The organism is Nocardioides sp. NPDC006303 (genome assembly GCF_040613175.1).
In the GTDB taxonomy this organism is placed as follows: Bacteria; Actinomycetota; Actinomycetes; order Propionibacteriales; family Nocardioidaceae; genus Nocardioides.
The window spans coordinates 1-17,438 of the sequence record NZ_JBEXRR010000019.1 but is presented as its reverse complement, the minus strand read 5'-3'; the positions used below and the strand labels follow the sequence as shown (position 1 = coordinate 17,438).

At 69.5% G+C, this 17,438-nt stretch carries 14 protein-coding genes; 4 read left to right on the top strand and 10 right to left on the bottom strand.

Going from position 1 to position 17,438, the window contains the following annotated elements; all coding sequences use genetic code 11:
* Nucleotides 1-241 precede the first annotated feature (241 nt).
* The 3 genes from ABZY89_RS15965 to ABZY89_RS15955 all read left to right on the top strand — a co-directional run bounded on the left by ABZY89_RS15965 (nucleotide 242) and on the right by ABZY89_RS15955 (nucleotide 3,548).
* Nucleotides 242-1,591: an FAD-dependent oxidoreductase gene (locus ABZY89_RS15965; RefSeq protein WP_355228682.1), complete on the top strand. Its 1,350-nt coding sequence runs from the start codon at nucleotides 242-244 to the stop codon at nucleotides 1,589-1,591.
* A gap of 124 nt (nucleotides 1,592-1,715) precedes the next feature.
* The gene (locus ABZY89_RS15960) at nucleotides 1,716-2,477 is read left to right on the top strand and encodes a Clp protease N-terminal domain-containing protein (protein WP_355228680.1); all 762 of its coding nucleotides are present in this window, start codon (nucleotides 1,716-1,718) and stop codon (nucleotides 2,475-2,477) included.
* An 84-nt stretch (nucleotides 2,478-2,561) separates the two neighbouring features.
* Nucleotides 2,562-3,548 carry a hypothetical protein gene (locus ABZY89_RS15955; protein WP_355228679.1) on the top strand — a complete coding sequence of 329 codons (987 nt, stop codon included), beginning with the start codon at nucleotides 2,562-2,564 and terminating at the stop codon, nucleotides 3,546-3,548.
* Between the two features lie 57 nt (nucleotides 3,549-3,605).
* On the opposite strand, the gene ABZY89_RS15950 is transcribed toward ABZY89_RS15955, so the two are convergent.
* The 4 genes from ABZY89_RS15950 to ABZY89_RS15935 form a co-directional block, all read right to left on the bottom strand.
* Nucleotides 3,606-4,499, bottom strand: a complete 894-nt coding sequence (locus ABZY89_RS15950) for a dioxygenase (RefSeq protein ID WP_355228678.1) — start codon at nucleotides 4,497-4,499, stop codon at nucleotides 3,606-3,608.
* A complete protein-coding gene (locus ABZY89_RS15945; RefSeq protein WP_355228677.1) occupies nucleotides 4,499-5,551 on the bottom strand; it encodes a maleylacetate reductase in 1,053 nt (350 codons plus the stop codon). The genes ABZY89_RS15950 and ABZY89_RS15945 overlap by 1 nt, the downstream gene beginning before the upstream one ends.
* Nucleotides 5,552-5,577: 26 nt before the next feature.
* On the bottom strand, nucleotides 5,578-7,368 hold the full coding sequence (locus ABZY89_RS15940) for an FAD-dependent monooxygenase (RefSeq protein WP_355228674.1): 1,791 nt from the start codon (nucleotides 7,366-7,368) through the stop codon (nucleotides 5,578-5,580).
* Nucleotides 7,369-7,486: 118 nt separating this feature from the next.
* Nucleotides 7,487-10,981 carry a BTAD domain-containing putative transcriptional regulator gene (locus tag ABZY89_RS15935; protein WP_355228672.1) on the bottom strand — a complete coding sequence of 1,165 codons (3,495 nt, stop codon included), beginning with the start codon at nucleotides 10,979-10,981 and terminating at the stop codon, nucleotides 7,487-7,489.
* Nucleotides 10,982-11,163: 182 nt separating this feature from the next.
* On the opposite strand from ABZY89_RS15935, the gene ABZY89_RS15930 reads away from it, so the two are divergent.
* Nucleotides 11,164-11,421, top strand: coding sequence for a hypothetical protein (locus ABZY89_RS15930; protein WP_355228670.1), 258 nt, complete (start codon nucleotides 11,164-11,166; stop codon nucleotides 11,419-11,421).
* Nucleotides 11,422-11,459: 38 nt separating this feature from the next.
* Here ABZY89_RS15930 and ABZY89_RS15925 read toward each other — a convergent pair whose 3' ends face one another.
* The 6 genes from ABZY89_RS15925 to ABZY89_RS15900 all read right to left on the bottom strand — a co-directional run bounded on the left by ABZY89_RS15925 (nucleotide 11,460) and on the right by ABZY89_RS15900 (nucleotide 17,203).
* Complete coding sequence (locus tag ABZY89_RS15925; protein WP_355228668.1) at nucleotides 11,460-12,311, bottom strand: alpha/beta fold hydrolase; 852 nt, start codon at nucleotides 12,309-12,311, stop codon at nucleotides 11,460-11,462.
* Between the two features lie 258 nt (nucleotides 12,312-12,569).
* Complete coding sequence (locus tag ABZY89_RS15920; protein ID WP_355228666.1) at nucleotides 12,570-13,598, bottom strand: branched-chain amino acid ABC transporter permease; 1,029 nt, start codon at nucleotides 13,596-13,598, stop codon at nucleotides 12,570-12,572.
* Nucleotides 13,595-14,461, bottom strand: a complete 867-nt coding sequence (locus ABZY89_RS15915; protein ID WP_350662735.1) for a branched-chain amino acid ABC transporter permease — start codon at nucleotides 14,459-14,461, stop codon at nucleotides 13,595-13,597. The genes ABZY89_RS15920 and ABZY89_RS15915 overlap by 4 nt, the downstream gene beginning before the upstream one ends.
* Complete coding sequence (locus ABZY89_RS15910) at nucleotides 14,461-15,180, bottom strand: ABC transporter ATP-binding protein (RefSeq protein ID WP_355228664.1); 720 nt, start codon at nucleotides 15,178-15,180, stop codon at nucleotides 14,461-14,463. Before ABZY89_RS15910 ends, ABZY89_RS15915 begins: the two co-directional genes overlap by 1 nt.
* The gene (locus ABZY89_RS15905; RefSeq protein ID WP_355228662.1) at nucleotides 15,177-15,914 is read right to left on the bottom strand and encodes an ABC transporter ATP-binding protein; all 738 of its coding nucleotides are present in this window, start codon (nucleotides 15,912-15,914) and stop codon (nucleotides 15,177-15,179) included. Before ABZY89_RS15905 ends, ABZY89_RS15910 begins: the two co-directional genes overlap by 4 nt.
* Nucleotides 15,911-17,203, bottom strand: a complete 1,293-nt coding sequence (locus tag ABZY89_RS15900) for an ABC transporter substrate-binding protein (RefSeq protein ID WP_355018795.1) — start codon at nucleotides 17,201-17,203, stop codon at nucleotides 15,911-15,913. Before ABZY89_RS15900 ends, ABZY89_RS15905 begins: the two co-directional genes overlap by 4 nt.
* Nucleotides 17,204-17,438: the final 235 nt, after the last annotated feature.

Sequence of the window (17,438 nt, the reverse complement as noted above, 5' to 3'; positions counted from 1 at the left end):
CAGACCAAACCAGGACTCAACAGAGCTCGACCACCGAAAGCCAACACCCGGAACAGCAAGGTCCGACGCGCCGTACGTGTCCGAGATCACGTTCCCAGACACACCTAAAACAAGAACACGTTCTAGGATTGAGCGTGAAACCCACGCAGGACCTCGTAACCACCTGGTGGAACGGATTCGGAGGGTTACACGACCCCCTTTAGGCTTGCCTTAGTACATCCACGGAAGGTTGAACTCCCTTATGCGTGACATCCGCGTTGCGATCGTCGGTGCCGGCCCGGCCGGCATCTACGCTGCCGACATCCTCACGAAGGAGCACCCTGGTGCGCGCGTCGACGTCATCGAGCGCCTGCCTGCTCCCTACGGCCTGGTTCGCTACGGCGTGGCTCCTGACCACCCGCGAATCAAGGAGATCATCAAGGCTCTGAAGCGCGTCCTGAACCAGGACAGCATCCGCTTCATCGGCAACGTCGACTTCGGCACCGACCTCAAGCTCGACGACCTGCACCGGTTCTACGACGCCGTCATCTTCGCCACCGGCGCGATGGCCGACCGTGAGCTCGACATCCCGGGGATCGACCTGCCCCAGTCCTACGGCGCGGCCGACTTCGTCAGCTGGTACGCCGGGCACCCCGACGTCTCCCGCGAGTGGCCCCTCGACGCCGAGGAGGTTGCCGTCCTGGGCGCCGGTAACGTCGCGCTCGACGTCGCCCGCATGCTGGCCAAGCCCGCCGAAGAGCAGCTGGTCACCGAGATCTCCGACAACGTCTACCAGGGCCTGAAGAAGAACCCTGCCAAGACGGTCCACGTCTACGCCCGCCGCGGCCCGGCGCACATCAAGTTCAGCCCGATGGAGCTGCGCGAGCTCTCCCACTCCCCGTCGGTCGACGTCGTCGTCGAGGAGGAGGGCTTCGAGATCGACGAGGCCGGCGAGAAGGCGATCCAGAGCCACAAGGCGACCAAGCTGGTGGCCGACATCCTCCTGAAGTACATGGAGGCGCCCGCCGGCGACAAGCCCCACAAGATCGTCATCCACATGATGCAGAACCCCGTCGAGATCCTCGGCGAGGACGGTCAGGTGGTCGCGCTGCGCAGCGAGAAGACCGAGTACAACGGCGACGGCACCGTCACTGGCACCGGCGAGTTCACCGACACCCCGGTCCAGGCCGTCTACCGCGCCGTCGGCTACCTCTCCGAAGCCCTTCCCGACGTGCCCTTCGACAGCGAGAACGGCGTCATCCCCAACGCCGGCGGCCGGGTGCTCGACCTCAACGGCGAGCACCTCAACGGGACGTACGTCACCGGGTGGGTCAAGCGCGGACCGGTCGGCCTCATCGGCCACACCAAGTCCGACGCCAAGGAGACCATCGACAACCTCCTCCAGGACCTCGACAAGCTCAAGCCCGCCGAGCTCGGCTCGACCGCCGCCGTTCTCGAGCACCTGTCCGGCAAGGGTGTCGAGTTCACCACCATCGAGGGCTGGGAGAAGCTCGACAACCACGAGCGGTCCCTCGGCGAGGCCCAGGGCCGCGAGCGGATCAAGGTCGTTCCCCGTGACGAGATGATCCAGATCTCCAACCACTGCCACTGACGCACGAGGTACGAAGCGGGCCGGCCATCCACACGGATGACCGGCCCGCTGGCATTTCCGCCACAGCCGACCGCACCGTCAACCAAAGGTTGACGCCAGCACATCGTCAACCTAGAGTTGACGCATGACGACTCCCCGCGATGCAGACCCTGCCCTCAAGGCCGTACGCCTCGACACCCTGATCGACTCGATCAAGCAGGCTCGGACCGAGCCCCTGGACCAGCTGGCCGACGCCATGGTGGTCGGCGAGCACCTCGGCGAGGTGGCCGACCATCTGATCGGGCACTTCGTGGACCAGGCCCGTCGCTCCGGCGCCTCCTGGACCGAGATCGGGACCCGGATGGGGGTGACGAAGCAGGCGGCGCAGAAGAAGTACGTCCCCAAGGCCGGCGAGACGGCGCTCGACCCGAACGCCGGGTTCGCGAAGTTCACCCCGCGTGCTCGCACCGTCGTCGTCGCCGCCCAAGGGGAGGCACGGAAGGCCGCGAACGCGGAGACCGGCGTACCTCACCTGGTGCTCGGTCTTCTCGCCGAGCCGGAGGGCGTCGCGGGCCACGCGATCAGGGCCCAGGACGTCACCCTCGACGCCGTGCGCGCCGCGGCGACCGCTGCCACCCCTGAGCCCTACGGGGAGGTCGGCGAGATGATCCCGTTCACCGCCGACGCCAAGAAGGTGCTCGAGCTGACCTTCCGCGAGGCCCTGCGGCTCGAGCACTCCTACGTCGGCACCGAGCACATCCTGCTCGCCCTCCTCGAGTACGAGGACGGCGCCGGGATCCTCCACGAGGCCGGGATCGAGAAGGCGCCGACCGAGCAGACCATCGCCTCGATCCTGGAATCGCTGCAGGTCGACTTCGCCGCGGCCGACAGCGCCGCCCAGGAATAGCCCGGGCCAGGAGGGGCTACCTGATCTGAGGGACCGCCGGTCCGTGCGAGCTGCACGTAGCGGCGGTCCCGATACGTTCCGAGGATGTCCCGCTTCGCCCGACTCGTCCTCGGCATCGTCCTGGCCGTCGCGGTCCTCAACGTGCCCGCCGCGGTGACGGCTCCGTCGGCGGAGGCGGCCTGTCGGCCGGCGCTCAAGTCCTTGACGCTCGCCAGGAGCACGGTGGCCGGAGGCACGTCGACGACCGCGACGGTCAGGCTGACCTGCCGGACCCCCAGGCGCGCGAAGGTGCAGCTGTGGGCCAGCACCGGCATCCGGGTCCCGGCGTACGTCTATGTCGCCGGCGGCCGGAGCACGCGCGTCGTCACCGTCCGGACCTCACCGACGACCGTTCGCAGCAGCGGCAGGGTCAAGGCGGTCTACCGGCAGGTGGTACGCCGCGCGACACTCGTCCGCACGGTGACCCCGTGCTACCCGACGCCGGTGCCCACCGCGGTGGCGTTGCCCTCCTACGTCCACGCCGGCCAGAGAGCCACCGGGACGGTCACGCTCGACTGCGTCGCCAAGACGTCCCTGGCGGTGAGCCTCACGTCGAGCTCGTCCTGGGTCACCGTCCCGGGCACCCTCACCGTTCAGGCCGGGCGGCGTACGGCGTCGTTCACGGCGGTCACGAAGGCGCCGGACGTAGGGACCCTGCCCGCGTTCAACGTGACGATCAGGGCGACCCGGAACCGGAAGAGCGCCGCCCGGGTGATGCAGGTCCGGCCGGAGATCCGGTCCTTCCGGAAAGGCGATCAGTTCACCGTCAACGAGCCGGTCCTGACGCCCGAGGGGTCGGACGGCTGGGTGCGGGGAACCCTCCGGATCACGCTGGACCATCCGGCGCCGCCGGGTGGGCTCGACATCAAGGGTTCCGTGGTTCCCGAGGGCCGGACCTGGACCGACGTGCCGATCTATCTCGACTCGTATCCGCCCGACTCCCGCGTGACCGACCACCTCACGATCACCGACTCCGCGGGCAACGTCCTGTTCGACGAGGACTTCACCTACATCGTCCATCCGGCACCGTGAGGGGGTCCCTGGCGTGCCGGGGCAACACCCCTGTGCCCGAAGCACGCCAGGGACGAATCAGGCGCCGGCGGGCGCGAGGACGATGTCGAACCGCACCTTCGACCAAGTGCCGTCGACGTCCCGACCGTCCGGGGTCGGCGTCCCGGCGGCCTGCCGCTCGAACCTCTTGATCAGCGACTCCTTGACCCCGAAGACGGTGTCCTTCCAGCCGATCGGGTCGCCCTCGGGGAAGATGTGGGTGACCAGCGTGCGGCAGCCCTCGTGGGTGACCATGAAGTGCAGGTGCGAGGCCCGCAGCGGCGAGCGCCCGACCGCGGCCAGCATCTTTCCGACGGGGCCGTCGTCCGGGATCGGGTACGGCGTGGGCGTCAGCCCCCAGAACCGGTAGCCGCCCTCGGCGTCGGTGAACAGGTGCGCCCGAGCCGCCCGCGCACCGGCATCGCGCTGGACGTCGTAGAGCCCGTCCTCGTCCGCCTCCCAGACCTCGATCTTGGCTCCGACCAGCGGTTTCCCGTCCGTGCCGGTGACCGTGCCGGTGACCCAGCACGGCTCTCCCGGGGCACCGAAGGCCATGTCTCCGCCCAGCTCGATCGCCGGGGAGTCCTCCACGAAGAACGGTCCGAAGACCGTGGCCTCGGTCGCGTCGGCGTACGCCTGGTTATTGATGTTGATCGTCTGCATCGAGGCGCCGAGGGTGTCGGAGAGGAGGATGAACTCCTGACGCACGTCATCGGTGATGTGGCCGGCCTTGGTCAGGAACTCGATGGCGGCGGCCCACTCGTCCTCGGTGAGGCGTACGTCGCGGATGAAGGCGTGCAGGTAACGCGTCAGCGACACCATGACCTCCTTCAGGCGCGGGTCCTCGCAGGCGTCGAAGGACGCGACGACGGTGTCGACCAGGGTCTGCTCGACCGCCTGCTGCTCCGGCGATACGCCAGCTACGTCGCTCATCAGCTCTCCTCTCCCGACCACGCCGCGGTCAGCAGCGCGGTCAGGTTCTCCTCGGTGACCGGGGTCGGGTTGTTGTCGGGGATGGCGGCCATGATCGGCGCGACCGCCTTGGCGATGCCGTCCTCGGGCATGCCGTAGTCCTTGAGCGCCTTCGGCGCCGAGAGCGTCGTACGCAGCTCCGCCAGCCCCGCCACGGCGCTCGGCGCCCCGAAGGCCGCCGCGATCCGCGCCTCCGCCTCGGGGGCGGACGGCGCGTTGAAGGCGAGCACGTGCGGGAGCACGACGGCGTGGGTCTGGGCGTGCGGCAGGTTGAACATGCCGCCGAGCACGTGGCAGATCTTGTGGTGCATGCCGGATCCGGCAGACGTGAACGAGACCGCAGCCAGGTAGGCGCCGTAGAGCGTCTGCTCGATCCCCTCGATGCTCTCCGAGTCGGCCTTGACGAGGGGGAGTCCGGCGGCGAGCCCGCGGATCCCCTCGGCGGCGTTGACCTGGTCGATGGGGTCCACCCGCGGACCCCACATCGCGTCGACGCAGTGCGCCAGCGCGTTGAGCCCGCTGGCGACGGTCATCTCGCCGGGCAGCGTGGTCAGCAACGAGGCGTCGTAGACGACCGACCGCGGCAGGACGCGGGCGTCGATACCGGTCGTCTTGGTCTCGCCCGTCGTCAGGCCCCAGACGTTGGTCGCCTCGGACCCGGCGTACGTCGTCGGGACCGCCACGATCGGCAGCCCCGTGGTGAGCGCGACGGCCTTGGCCAGGCCGGTGGTCGAGCCACCGCCGACGCACACCAGCGCGTCGACGGCGGACTCGGCCGCCCGCTCACGAGCCCGCTCGGCCACCTCGACCGGCACATGCATCACGACCTCGTCGTGGCGCAGCGCGACCGGTACGCCGGCCGTCACCCGGGCGGCGAGCTCGGCCTCGCGCGCGCCGGCGATGACCATCACCCGCCGCGCGCCGAGCTCGTCGATCTCGGCTGCCACCGCAGCGGGCGCCTCGCCGGTGGCGAAGCGGACCCGCTGCGGCAGCGACTCATGCGTGAACTTCATCGAATCCCCCCGCTCGACCGGAACGATCAGGCCTTGCCCAGCAGCGTCGCGACCGCCTCGCCCAGCGCGGCGCCGGGGTCGTCGGGAAGCGACATGGAGCGCCAGGCGATGTGCTTGTCGGGACGTACCAGGATCGCGCCCGACTCCTCGACCTCGCGGAGCTTGGCCCAGTCGAAGTAGAGGTCGGTGACCGCTCGGCCCGGGCCGATGACGACGGTCTGGAGCGGGATCCCGAACTTCGTCCGGGCCGCCTCCGCCGCGTCCTCCCACGCCTCGCCGGCGACGCCGGTGATCAGCGTCCACTGCGTGTAGGGGGCGAGGTCGAGCATCGCATGCTTCTCGACGTTGTCGCCGACCCAGGCGTGCGGCAGGTGCGCACCCGGCGAGGTCGACATCCGGTGGTAGAGGTCCTCGTCGTCGGTCGGCGCGGGCCGGGTGCCGTCGGAGACGATCGCGGTGGACTCGTAGAACTGGCCGAGCTCGACGCCGTGGGCGTTGAACTCGTAGTTCTTGCGCTCCATCGCGGTGACCAACGCGGCACGCTTGGCGGCGCCCTCAGGGGTGTTGGCCTTGCGCTCCTCGATGGCCTTGGCCATCTCCTCGCCCTCGAGGCCGACGACGCCGAGCGCCTCGAAGAGCTCACCGAACTCGCGCGCGGACTGGTTGGCGCGGGTGACGATGCGCTTGGCGACCGGGGCACGCTCGGCGGAGTAGGAGTCCAGCAGCGAGGTCTCCGCATAGCCCTGCAGCACCGCGGCGAGCTTCCAGGCCAGGTTGTAGGAGTCCTGGATCGAGGTGTTGGAGCCGAGGCCGTTCGACGGCGGGTGCCGGTGGATGGCGTCGCCCGCGCAGAAGACGCGGCCCTTCTGGGCGTGGGTCGCGTACATCTCGTTCACGCCCCACAGCGAGTAGCCGGTCACATCCGGCTCCAGGTCGGGCATCCCGAGCAGGTCGCGGATGACCTTGACCGCGTACTCCTCGGTCAGCTCCGGCGGCGGCTGGTTGATGTCGTAGCCCCACACGATCAGCCACTCGTCCCAGGGGCGGACCATGCGCACCAGGCCGGTGCCGATGCCGCCCACGTTCGAGCCCGGCTGGATGACCCAGTAGAGGACCGACGGGCGGTGGTCGACGAGCTCGGAGAGGTCGGCCTTGAAGGTGATGTTCATCGACCCGGCGATGTCCATCGCGCCCTCGAGCGGCAGGTCGATGTCGGCGCCGACCTGGGTGCGGGCGCCGTCGGCGCCGATGAGGAACTTCGAGCGGATCTTGTACTCGTGGCCGGTCAGCCGGTCGCGGGCGATCGTGGTGACGCCCTCGTCGTCCTGGGTGTGGCTGAGGTACTCGGTGGAGAACCGCGTCTGGGTGCCGCGCTCGGTCGCGTTTCGGACCAGGATCGGCTCGAGGTACGTCTGCGGGATGTCGACCGTCAGGCACGGCGAGGCGAGCTGGTAGTCGGCCTCGCGGTCGGGGCGGGTGCCCCAGGTGCGGATGCGGCCGATCTCCTCGCCGGCGATGCTGGTGCAGAAGACGGTGTCACCGACGAGCTCGTGCGGCGTCGCGTCGGCCAGCACCTGCTCCTCGATGCCCAGGTCGCGGAAGATCTCCATCGCGCGCTGGTTGGTGATGTGTGCCCGCGGGGTGTTCGCGGTCCAGCGGTACTTCGTGATCATGATGTTGTCGACACCGAGCTCGCTCAGGAAGAGCGCGGCGGAGGCGCCGGCCGGGCCGGATCCCACGACGAGGACGTCGGTGGTCACGACATCCTCGGTCTCGGGGACCTCGGTCTCTTGCTGGCCGTCGTCGAAGACTGGCATGTTCCTCACCTTTCCGAGGCCGCGGCGGGGTGTGGGATCACAGCCTCAGGGCGAGTCTTGCGGCCCGCTCGGGCCGCATCAAAGGTGGGGTCGCGGGTTGGCGGAAATGCGTACGCGACTAGGGCATCGCCGGCTGATCCGCGTCGGGCGCGGTCAGGGCCACCACCGCTCGCTCGATGGGCTTGGCGCCCATCTCCCGGGCCAGTCGAAGGGCCTGCTCGAGCATGGCGTTTGTCTGGCTGGACTGCCCCGTTCTCGCGGTCGCCTCGGCGCAGCGCCACGAAGCGACAGCCTCTTCCCAACCCCAACTGGCGCTGATGCAGCGGTCGATGGCGGTGTGCCAGAGATCGACCTCGTCGTCGCTTCGTCGACAGCGAGCTGATTCTGCCTCGAACAGCGACCGCAGTTCGGGTTGGGCTGCGAAGGGATCCCAGGGAAGCCGCTCTGCTTCCTCGAGCAGGTTGTCGAGCAAGGGTTGCCCACGACCTGTCGACCCGGTTCCCGAGGAGTCGATCGCCGCCAGGTCCGCAGCGGCCCACGCGCCCAACCGCAGCAGGTCGGCGGCTGTGTCCGGATCGGTGGGGTCGAGCTGGACATAGTCGAGGACCATCTGTCCTGCCTGCTCGGGTCTGCCGTGGCTGATCAAGTGCACCGCGCAGGATCTTGCGCCGGCCAGGCCGACCATGGACAGGAAGTCCGGGAGCAGTTCCTCGGCGCGGTGCAGGTGCTGGTCCGCTTCGTCGAGTCTCCCCAGCCGGCAGGCGAGTTCACACATCGTCAGCCTGGCGGCCACACCGGCGCTCTTGGCGAGCCGAGCGGGCAGAATCTCGCGGAGCGAGTCGCGCACTCCGGCCAGGTCCCCTTCGCACAGGGCGGCCTCTGCAGCGATGATGGCGAGGCAGGCCCCGGGGATTGGTGACCCGTGGGCGGCGACATCACCAAAGGCCGACCATGCGACGCGTCGAGTCTCCCCCGGCCATTGCGTGAAGATCGCCAGCGCCCATCCGGTCCGGCCGATCAAGTCGGGGTCGCCGATGGACAGCGCCAGTTCGTGCGCCCGCTCGGCGTCACCCCGCTGTGACTCGTGGATGATCGCGCGACCGCTGCCGAACACTGCATACGCCTGGGCTCGGAGAGCGACGGCTCGCGCGAGGTCCGTACCGCACCGGTTGGCGGCCTCGAGTGCCTGCTCGGCATGCTCAGCGGCGGCTGGCAGTCCTCCCCAAAATTCGGTCTCGGACAGGAGGCTCAGAGCCCGCACGTATTCCACGCTGTCGGGGAATGTCGACGCCAGGTCGACCGCCTCGTGGACTTCGACCATGGGCCGTTCCGAGGTGTGTCCGGAGTTGAACACCGCGTCACACCACAGGCACAGGATCTTCGAGGCCAGGCGGGGGTGCGTGGCTCGATCGACCAGCATGCGGGCGCGGTCGAGCCAGTCGTACTCCGCATCGAAGTCGCCCGTGAGCGCGGCCACCTCCGCCGCACGGGTGAGCAGGAGGACGTGGTCGCCGACAGCACGCCGGGTCGGTTCACCGGCCCTCGGCAGGAGCTCGATGACGCGCCTCAGGTGGGTCAGCTGCTCGGGGAAGACGCGCAAGTCCTCCGCCAGCCCGGCCGCCGTCAGCGAGCAACGGACCGCCTCATCGACGGCACCCGCCCGTTCGTGGTGCAGGGCGAGATCTCCCCAGCGGCGCATCTCCCCGGCCGGCGAGCCGCTGGGCGTGGTCAAGGTGTCGGCGATCGCCGCATGCAACGGAACGGCCTGCCCGGGGAGGAAGGTGTCGTAGAGGACTTCGGCCAGCAGCGGATGACGGAACCAGTAGCGGTCATCGCGGCCGACCGTGACCACTCCCACGGCGGTCGCCTGCACCAGGCACCGGGACAGGGCCTGGCTGTCGAGTGCGATCAGGCCGGCCATGACGGCGTACTCGTCGAACGTCAGCGGTCGGCCGGCGACCGAGAGCAGTCGCGCGACCTCCTGGGCGTCCAGACCGAGCCGGCGCCACGCGACCAGCAGTGCGTCCGCCAGGACGTCGGGGAGGGCCGCCGCAAGGGCTTCACTTCCCATGTCGAGGTCCCGCGCCAGCAGCTCGGTGAAGTACGCATTGCCCAAGGACCGGCCGTAGACCGCGTCCAGCAGTTTCAGGCTCGGCCTGGCGCCGAGCAGCGCCTTCAGCTGCTGCTCCGTCTCCTCGACCCCCAGGCGGCGGAGCCGCAGCTCCCGGACTCCGGGGAATCTGCGAACGTCGGCCAGCCACCCGTGCAGTCGGTGGCCCGGATCGAGCTCCTCGTCGCGGACCGTCGCCATGACGACGAGGTCCTGGGCATCGAAGCCCGCGATCAGGTACCCCAACAGGTCCAGCGACGAGTCGTCGGCCCACTGCAGATCGTCGATCACGAGCAGAGCGGGGCCGTGGGTCGCCAGCCAGGCCAGGCCCCGCGCAATCTCCGGAAGGAGGCGTTGGGGCTCCGCGTCCGCCGCCCCAACGAGCGAAGGGAGGATCGAGTCCAGCCGTGGTGCGACGGCCAGGAGGTCGGCCCGGGCTGTCGTCGATGCATTCGCCAGCCAGGCTTCCAGGGCCATCGCGAACGGGGAGTACGGCGACGAGGCAGCACCGAAGCGCGTGCACCGCCCCCACAGCACGTCGTACCCGAGATCCCGCGCCGTGCCGGCTGCCTCCGTGACCAACCGTGTCTTCCCGACACCGGCCTCGCCATGGACGATCACGGCGCCCGGGGAACCGTCGATCCCTCGTCCCAGCAGCTCTCCCAGTACCTGTAGCTCCTCCACCCTTCCAGCCAGCCGACGACCCGAAGGCGCCCCAGGAATGTGTGGAGCGGTCCGCGGCGCCCGTGGCCGCGGTGTCGCGCTGACGGCAGCAGCCTCGAGGTCCTCGTCGTGGTTGAGGATGGCGGCTTCGAGCCGCACCACCTCCTCACCCGGATCCAGCCCGAGCTGATCGGACAGGAGAGCGCGCAGGCCACGCAGCGCCTCCAGGGCCTCCGCCTGCCGATCGCTGCGGTACAGGGCGAGGGCCAGCTGCGCCCATCGGTGCTCGCGCATCGGGTCAGCATCAACCATCGCTCGTGCGCGGGGGACGATCTCGCGATGGCGGCCGACGCGAAGCTCGCCTTCGATCAGCAGCTCTTCGACGTCGTGTCGCAGCTCCTCGAGGCGCGCTGCCTCCTGCCGGCCCCGATCCCAGTCCTCGAGCTCGGGATAGGCAGGCCCCCGCCACAGGCCCAACGCTGACTCGAGCAGGTCGCGCGCCGCAGCCCAGTCGTCATCGACGAGCTCCCGAGCCTCCTGCAGCAGCTCCTCGAACCGCTGGGAGTCCAGGGTCCCTGCCGGCACCGTCAGTCGATACCCGTTGGGCACGGTCCCGATCGCATCCGCTCCCAGCAGGCTACGCAGGCGCGAGACGCAACCCTGGATGTTCTTGGCAGACGAAGCAGGCGGCCGATCCCCCCAGAGAACGTCGGCAAGGCGGTCCACGCTGAAGGCCTCACCGGGTGCGGTGGTCAGCGCGGCCAGAACCATCCGGTCACGGCCACCGACTCGACGCGGATCGCCGTGCACGCTCAGGGGACCGAGAACCGCGATCTCCACCTCACCACTGTCGACCCGCGCCAGAGCGGGCGTCAAGCCGGTTCGGTTCGGCTGCGAGTGGCCGGGGGACGCCGTCGACGCGGTCGATACCGGCGCGATACCGAGCCCCGACCGCCGCGGTACCCGCTGATGTCACAAAGGAGATCCACACCGGGCCACCAGCCCACGACCAAGGGAACGCCATGAACACCAGCAACACCCGCCGCGCCGTGACGAATCTCGCCGCTACCGCCGCCGTCGCGGGCGCGCTTACCATCATGTCCGCAGTTGCGCCCACGACCGCCGGCGCGCACCCTGCCGCCCCCATCCCCGACCCGACCACGCGTTGCGCCGAAAGCGTTGGATCCAGCATCGCGTCCATGGACATCGACCAGATCGTCACGATCTTGAAGGTGCAGAGGGCGAGGTACCTGATCGACCACCCGAGCCTCGTCCGCTGAGCGGCGGGGCACGTGGTACTCGACCCCGAGACGCGCGACTAGCGCGAGAGCCAGTCGAGGACCGCCGTGATCGTCGAGCCCGGCCTACGCGCCCACTTGAAGTGGTCGATGCCGGGCTCGGCCAGGTGGACCCGCGCGACGTCGAGCCCGGGCATCCGGCGCTGGATCTCGTCGACCGTCGCGCTCGGGGCCAGCCAGTCGCCCTCGATGGAGACGATCAGCGCGGGCTTCTTCAGCGCCCGCATCTCCGCGGTGACGTCGCGGGCCGGGCTGCCGAAGCGGAGCCGGCCGGTGCGGGCGTACCTCGCCCATTCCTTCATCAGGGTGCGGGCCTCGCGCCCAGCGAACTTGAGCTGCTTGCCGGGAAAGTGGCCGACGACGCGGCCGACGAGGCCCATCGCCTGGCTGGCGACCAGGAAGGCCGGGCCGTAGTTGCGCCAGTAGGGCGTCTGCGAGGCGACGTAGACCAGGCCGGCGACCCGGTCGGGGTGCAGCGCGGCATAGGCGCTGGCGGCCTGGCCGCCGAGGCTGTGCCCGAGGACGTACGCCGCACCGGCCGAGGCCGGGATCAGCTCACCGAGGCGGTCGACAGCGGCGGCGATGTCGTCGACAAGGTCGGCGTAGCCGAAGTCGTAGGACCAGCCGGCGACCCGCCCGCCGAGCTCCTCGTGGCCACGCTGCTCCATCCGGCCGACGTTGATCCCCGCCTCCGCGAAGGCGACGATCAGCTTGTCGTAGTAGCCGGCCGGCATGCCCATCGCGGGCACGACCAGAACCGTCGGCGCCTCGGGGTCCGCCGCACGAACCACGGTCAGCGTGAAGCTGGTGCCCTCGGCACGCTCGATTCCGTACGCGTCGGGGGCGGTCGTGGGGGTGGAAGTGTCGGTCATCCGACCAATGTTACTTGCGAGTAGCAATGTTCGGTCGGCCGCACCACAGAAGGCCGCGCAGCGGAGTATTCCGGCGGTCGGAAGTGTGGAGATCGGGCAGTCACGACGACAGCATCAGCCAGACGTACGAATCCCGCATCCAGGGATCCACAACAATCCCCCGCCTGTGCACAACCCTGTGGATAACTCTGGAGAGCGGTGGATAGTCGGGGATCAATCGGTCGGTTACTCGCAAGTAGAGCGACCGTTTGATCCCCGCTATCGGTTGAGGACCGTGTGGCCGACCGGGAAGATCTCGTAGCGACCACGCGCCATCAGGCCCCACAAACCGCGCGGCGCCAGCAGGACGACGGCGATCGCTACCGCTCCGAGCGCGACGAGATACCAGGTGCCGTAGGAGTCCAGCAGCTGCTGGAGCGCGAAGAAGATCACCGCGCCCAGGATCGGGCCCTCGATCGTCCCCAGCCCGCCGATGACCACGATGAAGATCATGAAGGCGGTGTACTGGACCGAGAACATCGAGTCCGGCGAGACCCGCAGCCCGTTGACCGCGATCAGCGCGCCCGCCAGGCCGGCGCCGCCGGAGGCGGCGACGTAGACGAGACGCTGCGAGCGCCGCACCGCGACCCCGAGCGACGCCGCCGCCACCGAGTCGTCACGGATCGCGGTCAGGCCGAGGCCGACGCGCGAGCGCATCAGGACGTACGTCGCGAGCACGACGAGCACGGCCAGCACGAGCGCCAGGTAGTAGACCGTCGCGATCCGGGTCACCCGGTCGACGCCCTGGAAGGCGGTGAGCGAGAGGCCGGAGCCGCCGCCGAAGCCCGGGAGCTCCTGGGTGACCAGCTTGAAGACCTCGGCCACGACCCAGGTGCCGATCGCGAAGTAGCCTCCGACCAGCCGGAACAGCAGGAACGAGGTGGGGATCGCCAGGGCGGCGCAGACCACCCCGGCCGCCACCACGGCCACCGGGATCGGCAGCCCGACGACGTCGGCGAGCTTGATCACGCCGTAGCCGCCGGCACCGATGTAGGCCTGCTGCCCGATCGAGACGAGCCCGCCGTAGCCGGCCATCAGGTTCCAGGTCGTGCCGAGGATGATCAGCGCGAAGAGCGTGACCAGGTTGGTCACGTCGCCCGGGCTGAACACGAACCACGGCGCCGCGGCCAGGAACACCACGATCGCGGCGAGGACGCCGCCGCCGGCGAGCGAGGGCCAGCCGCCGCGTACGACCTTCAGGTCTCTGCTGGCGAGGTCTCGGCTGGCGAGCGTTGTCGTTGGGCTCATGCGACGACCGCCTTCGGGAGCAGGCCCTGGGGCCGGAACAGGAGTACGACCAGGAAGACCAGGTGACCGGCGAGGACGCCGTAGGCCGGGTCGATCTGTGCGCCGACGGTCTGCGCGACGCCGAGCACGAGACCGCCGAGGAGGGTGCCCCAGAGCGAGCCGAGGCCGCCGATGATGACCGCCTCGAAGGCGAAGATGAGGACGAGATCCCCGTACGTCGGGCTGAACTGCGTCGACATGCCGAGGAAGACACCGGCCAGAGCGACGGTGCCGATCGCGATCGCGGTGGCCAGGGCGTACATGTGCCGCTCGTCGATCCCCATGAGCGTGGCCGCCTCGGGGTCGTCCTTGGTCGCGCGCATCGCGCGGCCGATGCGGGTGTGGGAGAGGTAGAGCTGCAGGCCGACGATGACGCCGACCGCCACCACGAGCGTGATCAGCGAGAAGACACCGAGTCGCAGGCCGCCGAGCTCGACGGACGCGGTCGACAGGGTGCCGATCGAGATCTTGCGGGAATCGGCGGTGAAGATCTCCTGGAGCAGGTTGGCGCCGATGACGGCCAAGCCGAACGAGACCAGCAGCGGTGACAGCTCGCCGTGGCGCAGCGCCGGGTTGAAGAGACCGCGCTGGATCGCGTAGCCGACCGCGGCGAGCACCGGGATCACGATGACGATGGTGAGGAACGCCGGCATCCCGGTCTGCTGGACGAGCCAGTAGGCGAGGTAGGCCGAGGCGACGGCGAGGACGCCGTGGGCGAGGTTGACGATGCGCATCACGCCGAAGATGAGGCTCAGGCCGCAGGCGAGGAGTGCGTACTGCCCGCCGAGCAGGACTCCCTGGAGGACCGCGTTGATCCAGTCCATCAGCCGACCTCCTGCTCGTCGATCCCGAAGTACGCCGCCTGGACCTGCTCTCGGGTGACGTCGGCGGCCGCGCCCTCGAGGACGGTGCGGCCTTCGAGGAGGCACTGCACCCGGTCGGCGACGGTGAGTGCCTGGGTGAGGTCCTGCTCGACCACGAGCACGGTCGTCCCCTTCGCCGCGATCGTGGGGAGCGCCTTGTAGATATCGGCGATCACGACCGGGGCGAGGCCGAGCGAGACCTCGTCGAGCAGGAGCAGCTTCGGGTTGGACATCAGCGCCCGGCCGATGGCGGTGGCCTGCTGCTCACCACCGGACAGGTGCGCTCCGCGGCGTGTTCTCTTCTCCGCGAGCAGCGGGAACGCGTCGTAGACGGTCTGGAGGTTCCAGGGTCCGGGCCGACGTCCGTGCGCGCCGACCTTGAGGTTCTCCTCGACGGTGAGGGAGGCGAAGATCCGGCGTCCCTCCGGCGTGAGCGCGATGCCCTCGCGGACCCGCCGATGGGCGGGGGTGTGGGAGACGTTGTGGCCGTTGAAGCGGATCTGGCCGGCGGTCGGGCGGAGCAGGCCGGAGATCGTCTTCAGCAGCGTCGACTTGCCGGCGCCGTTGGCGCCGATCACGGCCAGCGTCTCGCCCTCGGCGACCCGGACCGTGATGCCGTGCAAGGCGCGGAAGTCGCCGTAGGCGACGTCGATCGCGTCGACCTCGAGCAGGCTGGTCATGGGGTGTCGCCTTCCAGGTCGGGGGAGCCGAGATAGACGGCGGCGACGGCGTCGGAGGCCATCACCTCGCGCGGGTCGCCGGTGGCGACGACGTCGCCCTGGGCCAGGCACATCAACCGGTCCACGACCTGCAGCAACGCATGCACGATGTGCTCGATCCAGACGACGCCGGTGCCGCCATCGCGGATCGCGGAGATGGTCTCGATCAGCGCGGGCAGCTCGTGCTCGGTGAGGCCGCCGGCGATCTCGTCGAGCAGCAGCAGCCGCGGCTGGGTGGCCAGCGCGCGGGCGAGCTCGAGCCGCTTGCGGTCGAGCAGCCGCAGCGAGCCGGCGGGGGTGTTGGCCAGGTGCATCAGGTCGGCGGTCTCCAGCGCCTGCCAGGCCAGCGCATTGGCCTCCTTCCGGCGCGTGCCCGCGCCGAAGGTGGATCCGACCAGCACGTTCTCGAAGACGGTGAGCCCCTCGAAGGGGCGGGGGACCTGGAACGTACGCCCGATCCCGAGGGCCGTACGGCGCGCCGCCGGCATCCGGGTGACGTCGGTGTCGTCGAAGCGGATGGTGCCCGCGTCGGCCGGGAGCGTGCCGGTCACCAGGTTGAGCAGCGTGGACTTGCCGGCGCCGTTGGGCCCGACGATGCCGAGCGCCTCGCCGGCGGCGACATGGAAGGAGACCGAGCGGGCCGTGACGACCTGGCCAAAGGACTTGGCCAGGTCGTCAACGTGGAGCAAGGTCACTTGAGCGCCTCGGGCTCGCCCCCGAGAGGTACGTCGGGAGCCAGCGAGTTCTGCACGACGACCAGCTCGAACGGGTGCTCCCCGCCCTCGACCTGGCGCCACTGACCACCCGCGAGCGAGGTCTTGGCGACGTACGGCGGGACGTTCGCGTCCTTGCCCCAGGCGACGTCACCGACGACCGTGGAGACCTCGAGCCCGGCCAGCGCCTTGGTGATCGCGTCGGCGTCGGTCGAGCCGGCCTCGGTCACCGCCGCGGTCGCGACCTCGAAGAGCGCGTGCGCGAAGCCCAGCGGCTGGGTCCACTGCTTGCCGGTCTTCTCCTCGTACGCGTCCGCCAGCTCCTGCGCGGACTGGCCGGTCAGCGAGGACTCGTAGGGAGCGGTCGGGGTCCACCACACCTCGGTCGAGAGGTTGTGGGCGATCGGGCCCAACGCCTCGACGCTGCTCGGGAAGAGGAGCGCCTTGCCGATGGTGGCGACCTTCGGGTTGTAGCCCTGCTGCTTCGCCTGCTGCCAGAACGTGGTGAAGTCCGGCGGGATCGGGACGCCGACCAGGACGTCGTGGCCCTTGTAGGCGCTGATCTGGGCGGAGAAGTCCTTGGTGCCGTTGGGGTAGTTGCCCGGGTTGTCGATCTTGACGCCCGACGCCTCGGTCAGCGCCGGGAAGTTGGCGCCCCATGCCTCACCGTCGGGGTCCTTCGGGAACAGGCCGCCGGCCTTCTTGTTGTTCGGAACCTTGCCCCAGATGTCGGCGTAGACCGTCGAGACGTCCTCGAGACCCCAGAAGAAGTGGTAGCTGTACTTCAGCTCGGCCGGCTTGTCGCCGCTGCGGATCGCGAACGGCTGCCACGGGGCGACCGTGGTGATGCACGGGATCGAGTTGGCCTCGCACTGCTCCGAGACCGGGTTGACGATGTCGGGCGTCGAGGAGGCGACGATGATGTCGGCGCCGTCCTTGTTGATCAGGTCGCCGGCCACCGCCCCGGCCTTCGTCGTGTCGCTCTGCGCGTCGCGCACCACGATCTCGACATCGAGCTCCTTGTCACCTGCCTTGACCGGGTGGTCCTTGAAGTAGGTCTCCAGCTCGTCGACGACGAAGCTGTTCGCCTCGCCGAACGGCGCCGAGGAGCCCGTCTCGGTCGAGACGAACCCGATGGTAAGCGTGTCCTCCCCGCCACCGCCTTCGTCGTCGATGCCGCCCGACCCGCAGGCCGTCAAGGTCAGCGCCATCGCTGCGACACCGGCGGCGGCCAAGCTCAGGCCGCGTCCGGTGGTGAGTCCGTTGCGCACGTACGTCTCCTTAGAGAGTGTGGGGTGTTCGAGAGTGTCGTCCGCCACCGCCCCTACAGGTGGGAAGCAGGGTCTGGTTGGCGGAAAATCGCATGGAAGACCTATCGGACTTTGGTGGACTTGTCACCCTTTCGCGCCGAGCCTTGGGCAGCTTCTTGCCCTGCTCCACGCCGTCACGCATGAGGGCGTCGCGCTCTGCGTCGGAGTAGACGAACTCGTGCTCGGCGGGCTTGTT